This window comes from Enterobacter cloacae complex sp. P24RS (genome assembly GCF_014982165.1).
GTDB classification, from domain to species: Bacteria; Pseudomonadota; Gammaproteobacteria; order Enterobacterales; family Enterobacteriaceae; genus Enterobacter; species Enterobacter quasihormaechei.
Genome location: NZ_JADCKU010000019.1, coordinates 36210 through 50657 on the forward strand (window position 1 = coordinate 36210; position 14448 = coordinate 50657).

The following is a 14448-nucleotide window of genomic DNA, read 5'->3' on the forward strand; positions in this document are numbered from 1 at the left end:
GTTCTACTTTTCTTATTCAATCATTCGGTAACGGCGCTGCCACGTCACGATCTCGCCGGCTTCGTTATTAATCTGAAGCTGGCTGACCACGCGAAGCGTTAATTCGTCGGTATTGCCGCTGTAGTTCACGCGGAAGTACCGGCTGTTTACAGAAAAGCGATCGGCCACCTGGGGGAGATCGTCTTTGACCTGCGGGAAGGTCTGCTCCAGCGCTTTGCTGAACGCCTCCATATTTTCCCAGCCCGATTCAGGCCGCGAATCCAGCAGGCGAACGGCGTCATCCTGCGTGAGTTTTCCGGGGAACATGGCCGCCAGCACGGCGGCCTGTTCCGGTTGCAGGGTGTTCACGTCAACCTTGCTGGCGGCGTCCGGCAGCGCGCACAGCAGCTTGCTCACCTTCGGGTAGGCCGAAGCAGGAAACGCCGGCAGCAGCTTGATTTCCGCGATGCTGCGCATCATCTGGTTTGCCGGTTGCCGCGCGGGCACGACGCCGGCCCACGCATCGCTTTCGGCGCCCTCTTTCGCCGTTGTGCTGCCACCATCGAGATAATCCACCAGTTGGAAATAGACCTCCTCCGCCGTGCTCTGGCTGAGGCCGCTCTCCGTCAGCAGCTGTTCGACACTCTGCTCTTTACGCGGTTTTTCCACCACGGCGGGCGCGCTTTGCCCCTGGGGTGCGACGTCGGCGGTCAACAGGTTATTGACGTTAAGGCAGTCCTGGGCGTCTTCCACCTGGCTTACGACCGTGTAGTCTTCACCCCGGGTCTCCAGCGGCTGATGCCAGTCGCCGTCCAGCGACAGCGGCTTGCTTTCGCCGCTGGCGTCAGTCTGCAACCGGTCCTTCACCACTTTTTCCTGGGCCTGCATCGCCCAGCGCAGCTGCTGCTGGCTTACCTGATAATGGGTTTTCTGCAAATTTCGGCAGAACTGCTGGCTGATTTTGGCGGCCAGGGCAGACATCATCACCAGTAAAATCAGCACCACCAGCAGGGCAACGCCCTTTTGTTGACGGATCCGGCTCATGGTTTTGCCTCCGGCAAAGGGGCGGCATCCGGGGTCGCCGCCGGCGCGTCGGCGGCCTTCTCAGGCGCCGCGGCAGCGGTCACTTCCGGCATATCGCCCGGCGTAGTAAACACCCAGCGCCAGGTCTCCCCGTTATCCATCGTCAGCGTCGCCTCCACGCCGTCCGGCAGATGGGCGGCGTCGGGCCAGGACTTCAGCCAGCCCTGACGATAAAACTGCCACCGTAACGCTTTCACCCCGCTGACAATCGGCACGTCGTCGGGCTTCACGTCTGCCGGACCGTCAATCACCGGCCAGACGTCGCGATACAGACGCCCCTCCTCCAGCCGCCAGCGCACGCGCTCCAGCTGGACCGTTCCGCTTACGCCGTTCAGGGTGGTCAGCTCAAGGGCATCGCCCTCCTGACGAAACAGCTCCGGCTCATTGCGCGGAGCCCGCGCCTGAAGCTGGAAAAAATCACGCTCCATCAGACTCCAGGCGCGCTGAAGCTGGTTGAGGCTCGCGGCGCTGGCATCCGTCGCCGAACTGGTACGCATCGCGCCGTCCAGAATTTGCCAGGCCAGGGTGCTGATCACCGCGAAGATGGTCAGCGCAATCATGATCTCCAGCAGGGTAAACCCGCGCTGGCGTCGCGTTTTTTTCACTTGCTCTCTCCCGGCGGAATGACGTGCAGGGAGATGACCGGCTGGCTCTCGTCACCTTCCGCATAGACGCGAATGGCGTTCGCCCAGACGTTGTCGGCGGTTTTCACCCGCTGCTTGCGCCAGTTCCAGCTGCGCCCGCCCATCATCTCCGTCCCTTGCTGCTCGGCATCCGGGAAGTCGGTTTTGGTAAGCTGTGCTTCCGCCAGCTGGTTTTCCGCTACCCAACTGGCCTGCAAGGTGTCGGCCAGACCATGGGTAAACCGCACGTTCAGGGAGACCGAGTTCATCAGCGCCAGCGCGGCAGTGGAGAAAATCACCAAGGCAACCATTACCTCCAGCAGCGTCATCCCCTTTTGCTTTTTGTTGCCCTTAGTCATCGTTTTCTACCGATACCGGTGCCGCACCCTGCGACACCACGCGGAAATGGTGCTGTTTGTCGAAACTTTGCAGCGTCAGCGTAAAGCGGCTGATTTCACCGTCCGGTAAAAAGATCACCTGCGGCTCGGACGTCACCGTTGCGGCCAGGCGCTGCGGCGAGAGCGAGACGTGCATCTCTTCCGGGAAATGACCTTTGGTGGTAATACGTCCGGCGGATAATGGCACCCAGTGACGTTCGCCATTTTTATCGTCGATCGTCACCAGCTGATATTTATCCGTGGTCATCACCAGCCCGACAATATTTCCGTCCATGACCGCGCGGTCTGAACCATAATCAACGAGGGCTTTTAATTGCTGGCCAAATATATCCGCACCGCTGCGTGAAGGTATGGTTGACACCACCATCATGGCGCAACTGGCAAATATCACCAGCGCCAGAATAATTTCCAGCAACGTAAAGCCGCGTTGATTTTTCATTATTTCTCTTTCTTATCCAGAGACCAGTTAGTAATATCGTCAGGGGTATTCGCTTCACCGTCCGGACCGGCGGAGAAGACGTCCACCGCGCCGTGTTCACCCGGGCTAACCAGAATATAATCACCGCCCCACGGATCCTGCGGCAGGCGACGGATATAGCCGTCCGCGCGGTAGCCGTTCGGGATGGGCGCGATTTCAGGCTTGGTCACCAGCGCCTGCAAGCCCTGCTCTGTGGTCGGATAGCGGTGGTTATCCAGCTTGTACATATCCAGCGAGCCTTCGAGCGCGACAATATCGCTGGTGGCCTTTTGCTCGTCCGCTTTTTCTTTATTTCCCATTAAGTTTGGCACCACCATACTTGCCAGAACGCCGAGAATAACAATCACCACCATTAATTCGAGCAAGGTGAAGCCCGCCTGGCGAGCCAGGTTTTTACGTTTTAAAGCCATGATTTAACCTACCATATTATTAAGTTGCAGAAGCGGTTGTAATATTGACAGCACGATGAATAAAACAATCGTCGCCATGGATACCACCAGCGCCGGTTCAAAAACCGACAGCGTTAATGTAATTCGATGTTGTAAAGCCGATTCCTGATTTTCCGCCGCGCGATCCATTAAATTACCCAATTCCCCGCTCTCTTCGCCGGAGGCAATCATATACAGCATGGTTGGCGGGAATAATTTAGCCTGTTCCAGCGCCGCATACAGCGACGCCCCCTGGCGCACGGTGTCGGCGGCCTGCTCCAGCACCTGCCGGGCATAGAGGTTTTCAATCCCGTCCATCGCGATATACATGCCCTCCAGCAGCGGCACGCTGCTGGCCTGCAAAATGCTCAGGGTACGGATATAGCGGGCGCTGTTGATGGCGCACACCAGCTTTTTAATCGGCGAGCCGTTCACCAGCCAACTGTGCCAGCGAAAACGGTTTTTCACGTTTCGCACCCAGGTTTTAAAACCGACGAACGCCCCCGCCAGGCTGCCGGCAATACAGATGCCCCAGGCTTGCAGGAAATCACTGACCGCAATCAGCGTGCGGGTGGTGATCGGCAGCTGCTGCTTCATGTGGGTAAACTGCTCAATCACCTGCGGCACCACCGCCACCAGCAGAATGCTGATGACCGCGATGGCGACCACGGTGAGGGTAATCGGGTAGACCATCGCCTGCGTCAGCTTACTTTTCATCTTCTGGCGCTGCTCGTTGTACTCCGCCAGTTTCTCCAGCACGTCGCCCAGGTGACCGGTCTTTTCACCGGCCATCACCAGCGTGCAGTAGAGCTTGTCGAAGGTGCGCGGAAACTGGCTGAAGGCGTCGAACAGCGTATGCCCTTCCACCACTTTCTCGCGAATTTCCACCACCATCGCCGCCAGCTTTTTGTCTTCCGTCTGCTTAGAGATGGCCTTCAGCGCGCTCTCCAGCGGCAGCGCGGCGTTCACCAGCGTCGAGAGCTGGCGGGTAAACATCGACAGCACCGGCGTGGAGAGCTTCGCCCCGGTTTTTGCTTTTCCGGCTGCCGCCGCCTCGCGGGTTTCGGTGATGCTTACGGGCATCAGCTTTTGTTCGCGCAACGTCTGGCGAACCTGCTTTTGCCCCTCGGCCTGTAGCGTCCCGCGCTGGGTTTTTCCGGCAGCATCCGTCGCCGTCCAGGCGTAGAAGGCCATTACGCATCCCCCCCACGCTCGGCGGTAACGCGCATGACCTCTTCCAGAGACGTCACGCCGCTAATCACCTTCAGCAGCCCGTTTTCGCGCAGGCTGTAGGCCTGCTTAAACAGCTGCGTTTCGATGGACATTTCGTCCTTATCTTCATGAATGGCGCGGCGCATGGTGCTGTCCACCACCAGAAATTCATGAATACCGGCGCGGCCCTGATAGCCGCTCTGGCGGCAGTGTTCACACCCCACCGCGCGGTAGATCGCTTTTGGCGGCGCGTCCATAAAGCTGAACAGCGCTTTTTCATTGGCGTCCAGCGGACTGGTGGTCCGGCAGTGCGTGCACAGCCGACGCACCAGACGCTGGGCAATGACGCCGAGCAGCGATGAACCAATCAAAAACGACTCCAGCCCCATATCCCGCAGGCGGGTTATCGCCCCGGCTGCGCTGTTGGTGTGCAGCGTCGACATCACCAGGTGACCGGTGAGCGAGGCCTGCACTGCAATCTGCGCGGTCTCTCCGTCGCGAATTTCCCCGATCATCACCACGTCCGGATCCTGACGCAAAATCGCGCGCAGCCCGCGGGCAAAGGTCATATCGACACGCGGGTTAACCTGCGTCTGCCCCACCCCTTCCAGCTCGTATTCAATCGGGTCTTCCACGGTCAGAATGTTGCGTTCATGGCCGTTCAGCGCCGAGAGAATGGCGTACAGGGTGGTACTTTTACCGGAGCCCGTCGGTCCGGTAACGAGGATGATCCCGTGCGGGCGATCGATAAGCCCCTTCAGCTTCTCCAGCTCTTCATCAATCAGCCCGAGCTTGTTGATGTCGGGCTTGAGGTTGCTTTTATCGAGCAGACGCATGACCACGCGCTCGCCGTACTGGGACGGAATGGTCGACACGCGCACGTCGATCGCCTTGCGCCCGATGCGCAGGGAGATACGGCCATCCTGCGGCAGGCGCTTCTCGGCGATGTCCAGTTTCGACATCACCTTGATGCGCGACACCAGCAGCGGGGCGAGCTTACGCGCCGGCTGTAGCACCGGGCGCAGCACGCCGTCGACGCGGAAGCGAATGCTCAGCGTGCGCTCGAAGGTTTCGATATGAATATCCGACGCGCCGTCCTTCACCGCCTCGCTGAGAATGGCGTTGATCAGGCGGATCACCGGCGAGTTTTCGTCGTTATCGAGCAGATCTTCGTTATCCGGGATCTCCTCGGTTAGCGCCATCAGGTCGATATCCGCGTCCATATCGTCCACCAGCTGCTGCGAAACGCCGCTGCTCTGCTGCCAGATTTTAGCCAGCAGCTCATCGAAGGCTTCCGGCGTCAGGGTGACCGGAACGAACGCACGTCCCAGTACACGGCGCACCTCCAGCAGTGCATACGCCGGGGTGTCCTCACGGATAAAGACCTCGTTGTTATAAAACAGAACGCCGTTATCCTTTGCGTAGCTGCTGCTGCACAGCGCTTTACTCAGTTCGTCCACGTTGCCCCCTCCGCACTATTCTTTAAACGGATTGCGCGTGGCGCTGGTTTTCACCGGCGCGGCGCTGGCGTCGACAGGGAACGCGGGCAGGACGGCATTGTCGCTCGGCGCAATGATGCCGAGCTTTTTCTCTTCCAGCCGCTGCATCTGGCGCACCCGGATCTGATCATATTTCTCCTTCGATGCCGCGCTGTAGTTGTCGTCGTCACGCAGGACGGTGGTATGAATAAACACCATCAGGTTGCGCTTGGACGTATCCTGCGAGGTGTAGCGGAACAGCTGGCCCACCAGCGGGATATCGCCGAGCAGCGGCACCTTAGAGACCGACTGCTTGGTGACGTTTTCCATCAGGCCGCCGAGCACCACCGTCTGGCCGCTGTGGACCATCACCTCGTTATTGATGGTGCGGGTGTTGAAGGTCGGGCCGAGGCTGGCGTCTTCCGTCGCGCTGTTGTCAACGCTGGAGACTTCCTGCTCAATCTTCAGGTGGATCATGTCGCCGTCGTTAATCTGCGGCACAATTTTCAGCTTGGTACCCACGGTCTTGCGCTCAACGGAGTTGAAGACGTTGTCGCCGCTGGTGGTCTGCGAGCCGGAAAGCACCGGCACGTCCTGACCCACGTTAAACGACGCTTCTTTGTTATCCAGCGTGACCACGCTCGGCGTGGAGAGGATGTCGTTTTTGCCGTCGGTGGAGAGCGCGGTCACCAGGGCGCCGAAGTCGCCGTTAAAGAAGCCGGTCGCCAGGCCGGTGAAGCTCGCCCCCTTCATGGTGCCGTTCTTGATCTGGCTAATCGGTAAGCCGGTGGCGCCGAACTGCACGCCGCCGTGCTTGCCGGTCCACTGCACGCCGAGATCCATGCCGTTACCGTCTTGCACTTCCGCAATGATCGCTTCTACCAGCACCTGCGGACGGCGAATATCGAGCTTGTCGATCACCTTCTCCAGGGAGTTCATCACGTTAGGCTGGGCGGTGATCACCAGCGAGTTGGTTGACTCGTCGGCGGTAATATTCAGATCCGTCGCGGCGCTCGCGGTTTTCGCTTTGGCCGTACCCGGCTTGTCTTTCAGCTGCTCGCCAATACCGGTCAGCACCGGAACCACTTTGGTGGCGCTGGCGTACTTGAGGTAGAAGACGCGGGTATTCCCCTCGTTGTTCTGCTCGCGATCGAGCTGGTGAATCAGGGAGCGGGTGCGCGTGCGTGCATCTTCCGAACCGCTGATCACCAGGCTGTTGGTTTCGTCATCCGCCACCACTTTGATGGCGAGCTGCGGCGCGTTCTGCCCCTTCTGCTCTTCATTGTTGAGGTTGTTCAACATGTCGGAGAGATCTTTGGCAGAGGCAAAGCGCAGCGGCACGATTTCACGGCGCTGAACGCCCTCTCTGTCAACGCGCTGCACCAGATCCACCAGGCGGTTCACCACCGAGGCCTTACCGGTTAACAACATCACGTTGGACGGCTCAAAATGCACCACGTTACCGATGCCGGTGGCATCGTTCAGCTGGCGCAGCAGCGGGGCCAGCTCGCGCACCGGCACGTTTTCCATCCGCACCACGCGGGTGATGATCTCGTCACCCTTGCCCGGGTTTTTGCTGTCCGCCAGCGGCGCACCGGCGGTACGCGCCACGCTGGAGCGCACCACTTTGACCATGCCGTTGTCCATCGGGATCACCGACAGGCCGTACAGATCCAGCACGCTCAGGAAGAACTGGTAATATTCATCTTCCGTCAGCACGTTGTAGGTTCTGACCGAGACGGTGCCCTGGACGGACGGATCGACCAGAATGGTTTTGTTGAGATTGCGGCCTACCGTATCGATAAACTCGCGAATATCGGTATTTTTAAAACTCGCGCTAAAGTTAGCTGCAAGCAGCGAACTGGAATATAACGACAATGCGGTCAGCGCCACGCACGCCCATGGAAATTTCTTCATGTCTGTACACTTGTTAATTGTTTAGAACATTGACCCGAATATTTTCAAGGTGAGCGTGACGCCGAACCACGACCTCCGCCTCTTTCATTTTCGACCAGTTAGCAATAATGCTTTTCGCTTTTGCTTCATCAGTCATATCGACAGAATTGACTTTCACCGCCACATCCCCTTTTTCCAGACCAGACTGGCTGTAGAACGAGGAGGCATTCCGTGGGTTGATCCTGTAGCCTTCCAGCTGGCCCTTTTCTATTAACGGCTTTAACACCAGATAATCATCCAGATGCAAACTGTCTGCACCGGGATCTTTTGTCGATTTGGTCACCGGGCCGCTTTCTGTGCCGCCCTTAAAATAGTCCGGCTTATTTAATGCCAGTACCTGCGTAGCACCTTCATAATTAACAACCACATTGTCTTTATTAATTTCCTGAATAAATGCGTCGTTAAAGCCGGTGAGCGGTTCACCCTCGCGGTAGCTTTTCTGGCCGCCCGGCGTTTTGATGACGGCGAAGGAGAGCCAGGCGTCATCGCTGCTCACGATGCCCTCGATTTCCGCCGCCAGCGGGGCTTTTACCGCCGCGGGCACGTTATCCTGACGCACGGCCGCGGTGAATAGCGTAAAGGTTTTTTCCTCACGCAAGATTTTCAGCGGCTGCTCGTCAGAATTAGCCAACTTATTCGTAACTTTTTTATAATCTTTAAAGGTGAGATACCCTTGCTGGCCGCAAAAAATCAGCAGCACAAACATAATACAAGGCGTTATCCACCGTGACAGAAATGAGAACCTCATTTTTTATCCGGCCTATAGCAAAGCAAAAATAAGCAGCGTCATACTGCGCCAATATGGATGAAAATAGTAATAAGCTGTTGCAAATGCGACCACTCACTTTGCCGCTAACTTTCATAAAGAAAAATATTGACCGTATAAAATCCAGATGTTAGGCGCTGCCAGCAGGATATTTTTACCCTGTTTGCAAATTGACCACCTCAGAGCATTAACTTACTTTCTGGTGCTGTTGCTATTCCTAATCAGAGACGGTAAGTCGTTATGTATCAGAGCCACTTTAATTTTAAAAACCCGCCATTCAGGACGATCGCCCGTTTATCCGGGGATTTTCTGGTGCCTTATCATCAGGATGTGTTTAACCTGCTGAAAGAGAAAACCCAGCAGGCGGGCATTATCGGGCTCTTTAGCGACGACGCGCCGCTTCTGGCTCACTTCAGCGATGCGCTGAAAACCAGCAGCGGCAACGTGCTTGCCATCAGCGCGTTTCCAAAATTGAGTGCCAGTAGCCTGCTGTACAAGCTCAACCCGGGAACGAAAGCGATCGGCAACCGTATGCAGGCGGTGGATGCCGTACTGCGCCAGTGGCAGGAGGGAAAAGCGAAATCCAGAGTGCTGACCATCGCCCACTGCGAAGCCATGAAAGAGGGCTGTCTGGAAGTCCTGGGAACGCTGCTCACGCGTGCCCAGGAGCTGAACGTCCGCCTGTCCGTGGTGCTAATGGGCGCTGCGGATCGGGAAAGCCTGATTAAGCAACCTGAACTGCGCGAATATATGCACACCCATCACGTTCTGCGTCCCCTGACCTGCCGCGAATACCTGAGCTACGTGCAGGCGCAGTGCGAAGAACACGGCTGTGAAAATTCGCCGTTAACGCCGGCCCGCGTGCGCAAAATGCACGCGCTGACCAAAGGCAACATCAGCAAACTGAATGCTCTGGCACACCTGTCAATGCTCGCCGCCTGGACGGAACGCGCGGCGCAGGTCAGCCCGCGTCATTTACGCCTGGCGGCGGGAGAGATCCTGCCCGCCAAAAAACACGGTAAGCGCCTGGCGACCGTGGGGCTGTTCGCGTCGGTGCTGTTTGCGGCCTGCGGCTGGTATCTGACCTCGTCGATCAACGCGCACCTTCCCATCCCGCTGCCGGTCCCCGTCAGCTGGAAACAGCCGACGCCAAAACCTGAAGCAGCCGTGGTGCCGGTTATCGACAACGAAATGGTGAATCAGCCGGATGCGATGCACCAGCTTTATCTGATGTGGGGGTATGACGCCTCGGCAGAAGAGGCCCTGTGCCATAACGCCGCGAAAGTGAACCTGATGTGTAAGCAGGGGAACGCGACGCCGGAAGCGCTGGCGCGGGAGGGGTATCCGTGGGTCAGCGAGCTCAAAACCGGCGATCACCTTAACTATGCGGTTGTCGCCCGCGTCGGCGACACGTCGATTGACCTGCTCATGAATAACCGGACCTGGCAGGTGAGCCGCAGCTGGTTTAACCAGCATGCGACCGGCAACTTCACTCAGCTGCACCGCCTGACGCCGGAAGGCCAGGACGCGATCGGCGCCGCCAGCGACGGTAAAGACATGGCCTGGCTCGATCAGCAGTTAAGCCTCGCGCTCAGCAAGCCGGAAACGCACGCCCGGATCTGGACCGCAGAGATGATGAAACGCACCCGCGAGTTCCAGCAACAAATGAAACTGCACGTGGACGGCATCCCGGGAGAAGACACGCTGATGCAATTAATGCGCGTGACCAACAGCACGCCGAGCGTACTGATTCAGGCCACCCGCACCACCGCGGACGCGAAAACGCAGGAGAAAAAAGCCTAATGTCGACCATCTGTCTTGCGGCCCAGCGCAGCTATACAACCGGAGAGGCGGTCTGGTTCTCGTACCGCCTCCCCAGCCTGAAAAACGTATTCGGCAAAACGGTGTTATGGACGTTCGGGCTTTGCGCCATGCTGGTTGCCGGCCTGTATGCACATGTGTACTGGCACCTCCGCCACCCGTCGCCCGAACCGGTCAAAGCCAGCGTGGCGAAGCCGGAAACGCAGCTTTCAGATATGCATTACGTGTATGTGAGTAAACCGTTCCCGCATCCGCAGCCTAAACCTGCGCCGGTGCATGTTGATGTTCCGCCCATGCAGGCTCTGCCCATAAACAGCGATGATGCCGACTGGCAGCAGGCACCCGACGGCGCGGTGCCGCAGGACACGTCGCGGGATACCCTGCCGGGAACCGAGGCGCACGAGCGCGACATCGCGCCCGCCAGCGCAGGCAGCAACGATGCGTCGCTGGAAGAATTACTTAAGCAGGCGTTAAAAGAACAGGAGCAGGATTATTCGCAGGGAAAAATACCCGCGCCGCCGGTAGACGAAACGCAGGATAATACGCAGGCAAGCGTAAAACAGAGCGATAATAGCCGGCCTCCGTCAGATGAATCAGGAGACCGGCGGGAGCAGCATTAATATTTTTCAGGCAGTGAGGTGAGATTAAGCAGTCGACCTTTTTCCACCACGATATACTGGCCTTTTTTAAGGTCGGAGAGAATTTTAATAATGGTGCTGCGCGCCAGGTTAGTGTATTCCTGAATGTAATCATAAACGTTGATATCGCGTTGATGCTGGACAATCAGATCGTTTATTTCATATAAAAATTCGCGGACAACGGAATACGCGCTGCGGGCAACCAGAACATCATCGCGTTTGCTCAGCATGCAGATATACCAGGAAAGCACCTTCGTCAGTTCAGGCCACAGGTTTTTCTCGGTCATCAGCCGGGCGAAATCCTCTTTCTTAATGGAGCGAACTACGGTATTCGCCCGCACGAGGCCGTACATATGGGCGGACTGGTAGTACATTGAGGAGAGGCCGAATATGCAGTATCCCGTTACGGTGAACATGCACAGTTCGTCAGACTCGCGGCGAAACTCTACTTCTCCGCTGACGATAATATGGATATATTCGGAATCAGCCGTAGAAAGTTTTTGCCATTTCTTTAGCGTTTTTTCCTCAACGCCGGAAGTGGCAGCAATAATTTTTTCCATCTCGGCCTGCGGTCGTAATTTTTTTGCGTAGATGCTTAACATTGTTATACCCGATTTAAGATTTTAATGATTAATAATGGCCCCGGCCTGATGCCGGATCCTGAATATGAGTCCTGATGATATTCTCAAGAAAAAAAAGAAAGAATAATGCTTTTATTTATTTGCCAATTTAGTTAGCAAGCTATGTGTCTATCTTAAATCCGGATAATTTTAAGTCAATTTACTAAAAGTTAATTGACGATGTACTTAAGATTAATCTCATGACAAGTAAGGAGAATATACCCATTCGGGGGTATTCCGAAGAATTACCCCTGTCCGTATTTCTCTAACAGCGCTTCGGCGATAGCCAGGGATTCAACGTCGGCTACGCCGTTCCACAGCTGCGGACGGAAATGCATCTGGAACGCCATGATGATGCGTTTTTGCTGCGCGGGAGTGCTGTCCACGGGCACCTCGTAGCCGTAGCGGGCCAGCAGATCGAGCAGCGCCGCGGTATCCACCGGCTCATAACGCGATCGCCCGTTCATATAGAACGCCACGCGCGCCGGATCGGGCCACGCGCCTATCCCCTGCTGCGCCAGCTCGCGCCACGGGAACAGCGGGCCGGGATCGTCCTTACGCTGCGGGGCAATATCGGCATGGGCCACGACGTTCTGCGGTTTGATGTCGTAGCGGGCAATGATGTCTTTAGCGAGAGGGATCAGCGCCGCGATTTGTGCCGGTTCAAAGGGCACGAAGGTTTTTACTCCCCCAACTTTCTGCCAGCCACGGTTCTCCAGCTCAATCCCCACGGAGGTATCGTTGATGCGGTTGGTGCCGCGCCAGAAGCTGATGCCCGCATGCCAGGCAAGCTCGCTCTCCGGCACCAGTTGCCAGATGCGTGGTTTACCGTCCGGCGCGGGGGGCCTGGCGGGGATGAGATAATGGGAGCTGACGTTTTTATCGGTCAGGGTTGCAAGCGAGGTGTCAAAATCGTCTGCGGTGTAGTGAATAACCAGCACCTTTATACGCGGGTAGGCCGCCTGCGCCTGATGGCGCGTATCCAGCTCGTAAGCACCCTTATCAACGATGCCTTTTTCCGCGGCGCATCCTGCCAGCAGCAGCGCCAGCAGGACGGCTGAGAGCGAACGCGTCATCAACGGATCTTCACCGCCGTGCCGCTTACGCTCACCATCAGCATGCTGGCATCTTTACCAACCGTTTCGTAGTCGATATCAATGCCCACCACCGCATCCGCGCCCAGCGCCTTGGCCTGCTCGCCCAGCTCCTTAAACGCAATCTCGCGCGCTTTACGCAGCTCTTTTTCATACGCGCCGGAGCGCCCGCCGACGATGTCGCGAATGCCGGCAAAAAAGTCCCGGAAGACGTTAGCGCCAAGGATCGCCTCGCCGGTGACCACGCCGCAGTACTCGGTGATCGGTTGCCCTTCCAGGGTTGGGGTCGTTGAAAACTGCATACTTTCTCTCCTTCTTTAGCGTTCAATGCGTTAGCAACTGCATTATCGGTTCGTTACGCTATGATTGAAAGGATAGTTAATAAATAAGGAAATCAACATGCGCTACTCTGCTTTAACGCTTTTAGTGCCCTGCGCGCTGGTGCTCAGCGCCTGCACTACGCCGGTCACGCCAGCCTTTAAGGATATCGGTTCCCGCAGCGGCCCCTGCATCGAGGGCGGCCCGGACGCCGTGGCGCAACAGTTCTATGATTATCGCATTCAGCATCGCGGTAATGATCTCACCGCCCTGCGCCCGTACCTGAGCGATAACCTGGCGAAACTGCTTAACGACGCCTCGCGCGATCCGCAGCATAACGCGCTGCTGTCTGCCGATCCGTTCTCCAGCCGCGCGACGCTGCCCGACAGCGCCGAGGTTGCCAGCGCGTCAACCATTCCAAACACCGACGCGCGCAATATTCCGCTGCGCGTGAAGCTGACGCAGGGCACCCAGACCTGGCAGGATGAAGTGCTGATGATCCGTGAAGGGCAGTGCTGGGCCATCGATGATGTTCGCTACATTGGCGGCAGCGTTCATGCCCCGGCTGGCACCCTGCGCCAGTCCGTTGAAAACCGCTAACGCAGCGGTGAAATAAACGTTAACCCCGTAAAATGTCCGGCATTTCAGGCGGAATGCCGACATTTATTCTCGCCCCCCTCCCCCTTCGCTATTTTGTGCTATGTTTAAGAAGAAACACGGGTTATATTTAACTTTTAACGCAGAAATATTGCATAACTATTCTGTCAACGGTACTATCTGCGGCCTCAATTGCTATAGATTGCCTGGATGAGTAAAGACTGCCCCGATGAGTATTAAACTAAACGGCATTAACTGCTTCTACGGCGCACACCAGGCGCTGTTCGACATTACGCTGAGCTGCCCGGAGGGCGAAACGCTGGTTTTGCTCGGCCCAAGCGGCGCGGGAAAAAGCTCCCTTCTGCGCGTTCTGAATCTGCTTGAAATGCCCCGCTCGGGCACGCTGGCCATTGCCGGTAACCATTTTGATTTTGCGAAAACCCCTTCTGATAAAGCGATTCGTGAACTGCGTCAAAACGTGGGCATGGTTTTTCAGCAATACAATCTCTGGCCGCACCTGACCGTGGTACAAAACCTGATTGAAGCCCCGTGCCGCGTGCTCGGCTTAAGCAAAGATCGGGCGATGGCGCGTGCCGACAAGCTGCTGGAACGTCTGCGCCTGAAGCCCTACAGCGACCGCTATCCGCTTCACCTCTCCGGTGGTCAGCAGCAGCGCGTAGCGATTGCCCGTGCGCTGATGATGGAGCCGGCGGTGCTGCTGTTTGACGAGCCGACCGCGGCGCTGGATCCGGAAATTACTGCTCAGATCGTGAGTATTATTCGCGAGCTGGCGGAAACCAACATTACCCAGGTCATCGTGACCCACGAGGTGGAAGTGGCGCGCAAAACCGCCAGCCGCGTGGTCTACATGGAAAACGGGTATATCGTTGAGCAAGGTGACGCGAGCTGCTTCACCAACCCGCAAACCGATGCCTTCAAAAATTACTTATCTCACTGAC

16 protein-coding genes are annotated in these 14448 nt (G+C 57.0%); 4 read left to right on the top strand and 12 right to left on the bottom strand.

Translation table 11 applies throughout. The annotated features are described in order from the left end of the window. Nucleotides 1-12: 12 nt before the first annotated feature. The 9 genes from gspK to gspC are packed head-to-tail and all read right to left on the bottom strand — an operon-like array spanning nucleotide 13 to nucleotide 8341. On the bottom strand, nucleotides 13-1023 hold the full coding sequence (gene gspK / locus INF58_RS18015; protein ID WP_193528236.1) for a type II secretion system minor pseudopilin GspK: 1011 nt from the start codon (nucleotides 1021-1023) through the stop codon (nucleotides 13-15). Continuing rightward, nucleotides 1020-1667, bottom strand: coding sequence for a type II secretion system minor pseudopilin GspJ (gene gspJ, locus INF58_RS18020; RefSeq protein ID WP_193528237.1), 648 nt, complete (start codon nucleotides 1665-1667; stop codon nucleotides 1020-1022). Before gspJ ends, gspK begins: the two co-directional genes overlap by 4 nt. Next, entirely contained in the window at nucleotides 1664-2044 is a 381-nt protein-coding gene (gene gspI, locus INF58_RS18025) for a type II secretion system minor pseudopilin GspI (RefSeq protein WP_063866244.1), read from the bottom strand. The genes gspJ and gspI overlap by 4 nt, the downstream gene beginning before the upstream one ends. Then, nucleotides 2037-2522, bottom strand: a complete 486-nt coding sequence (gspH, locus tag INF58_RS18030) for a type II secretion system minor pseudopilin GspH (RefSeq protein WP_193032568.1) — start codon at nucleotides 2520-2522, stop codon at nucleotides 2037-2039. The genes gspI and gspH overlap by 8 nt, the downstream gene beginning before the upstream one ends. Continuing rightward, nucleotides 2522-2971, bottom strand: a complete 450-nt coding sequence (gene gspG / locus INF58_RS18035; RefSeq protein ID WP_193528238.1) for a type II secretion system major pseudopilin GspG — start codon at nucleotides 2969-2971, stop codon at nucleotides 2522-2524. Before gspG ends, gspH begins: the two co-directional genes overlap by 1 nt. A gap of 3 nt (nucleotides 2972-2974) precedes the next feature. Then, nucleotides 2975-4183, bottom strand: coding sequence for a type II secretion system inner membrane protein GspF (gspF, locus tag INF58_RS18040; RefSeq protein ID WP_107535025.1), 1209 nt, complete (start codon nucleotides 4181-4183; stop codon nucleotides 2975-2977). Further along, nucleotides 4183-5661: a type II secretion system ATPase GspE gene (gene gspE, locus INF58_RS18045; RefSeq protein ID WP_063449212.1), complete on the bottom strand. Its 1479-nt coding sequence runs from the start codon at nucleotides 5659-5661 to the stop codon at nucleotides 4183-4185. The genes gspF and gspE overlap by 1 nt, the downstream gene beginning before the upstream one ends. A gap of 15 nt (nucleotides 5662-5676) precedes the next feature. Then, on the bottom strand, nucleotides 5677-7596 hold the full coding sequence (gene gspD / locus INF58_RS18050; RefSeq protein ID WP_193528239.1) for a type II secretion system secretin GspD: 1920 nt from the start codon (nucleotides 7594-7596) through the stop codon (nucleotides 5677-5679). A 13-nt stretch (nucleotides 7597-7609) separates the two neighbouring features. After that, a complete protein-coding gene (gene gspC / locus INF58_RS18055; RefSeq protein WP_063866239.1) occupies nucleotides 7610-8341 on the bottom strand; it encodes a type II secretion system protein GspC in 732 nt (243 codons plus the stop codon). Between the two features lie 300 nt (nucleotides 8342-8641). Here gspC and INF58_RS18060 point away from each other — a divergent pair, with 300 nt between their 5' ends. Together INF58_RS18060 and INF58_RS18065 are read left to right on the top strand one after the other, a co-directional pair. Beyond that, nucleotides 8642-10204: a peptidoglycan-binding domain-containing protein gene (locus tag INF58_RS18060; protein WP_193528240.1), complete on the top strand. Its 1563-nt coding sequence runs from the start codon at nucleotides 8642-8644 to the stop codon at nucleotides 10202-10204. Continuing rightward, nucleotides 10204-10842: a hypothetical protein gene (locus tag INF58_RS18065; RefSeq protein ID WP_193528241.1), complete on the top strand. Its 639-nt coding sequence runs from the start codon at nucleotides 10204-10206 to the stop codon at nucleotides 10840-10842. The genes INF58_RS18060 and INF58_RS18065 overlap by 1 nt, the downstream gene beginning before the upstream one ends. On the opposite strand, the gene INF58_RS18070 is transcribed toward INF58_RS18065, so the two are convergent. The 3 genes from INF58_RS18070 to INF58_RS18080 form a co-directional block, all read right to left on the bottom strand. Then, nucleotides 10839-11462: a helix-turn-helix domain-containing protein gene (locus INF58_RS18070; RefSeq protein WP_063866236.1), complete on the bottom strand. Its 624-nt coding sequence runs from the start codon at nucleotides 11460-11462 to the stop codon at nucleotides 10839-10841. The two genes, INF58_RS18065 and INF58_RS18070, sit on opposite strands and share 4 nt — an antisense overlap. 263 nt (nucleotides 11463-11725) lie before the next feature. Continuing rightward, on the bottom strand, nucleotides 11726-12556 hold the full coding sequence (locus INF58_RS18075; protein WP_063866235.1) for an N-acetylmuramoyl-L-alanine amidase: 831 nt from the start codon (nucleotides 12554-12556) through the stop codon (nucleotides 11726-11728). Next, nucleotides 12556-12876, bottom strand: a complete 321-nt coding sequence (locus INF58_RS18080) for a heavy metal-binding domain-containing protein (RefSeq protein ID WP_063449218.1) — start codon at nucleotides 12874-12876, stop codon at nucleotides 12556-12558. The genes INF58_RS18075 and INF58_RS18080 overlap by 1 nt, the downstream gene beginning before the upstream one ends. A gap of 97 nt (nucleotides 12877-12973) precedes the next feature. On the opposite strand from INF58_RS18080, the gene INF58_RS18085 reads away from it, so the two are divergent. Together INF58_RS18085 and artP are read left to right on the top strand one after the other, a co-directional pair. Then, nucleotides 12974-13492, top strand: coding sequence for a lipoprotein (locus INF58_RS18085; protein WP_063449219.1), 519 nt, complete (start codon nucleotides 12974-12976; stop codon nucleotides 13490-13492). A 226-nt stretch (nucleotides 13493-13718) separates the two neighbouring features. Then, a complete protein-coding gene (gene artP, locus INF58_RS18090; protein WP_063449220.1) occupies nucleotides 13719-14447 on the top strand; it encodes an arginine ABC transporter ATP-binding protein ArtP in 729 nt (242 codons plus the stop codon). Nucleotide 14448: the final 1 nt, after the last annotated feature.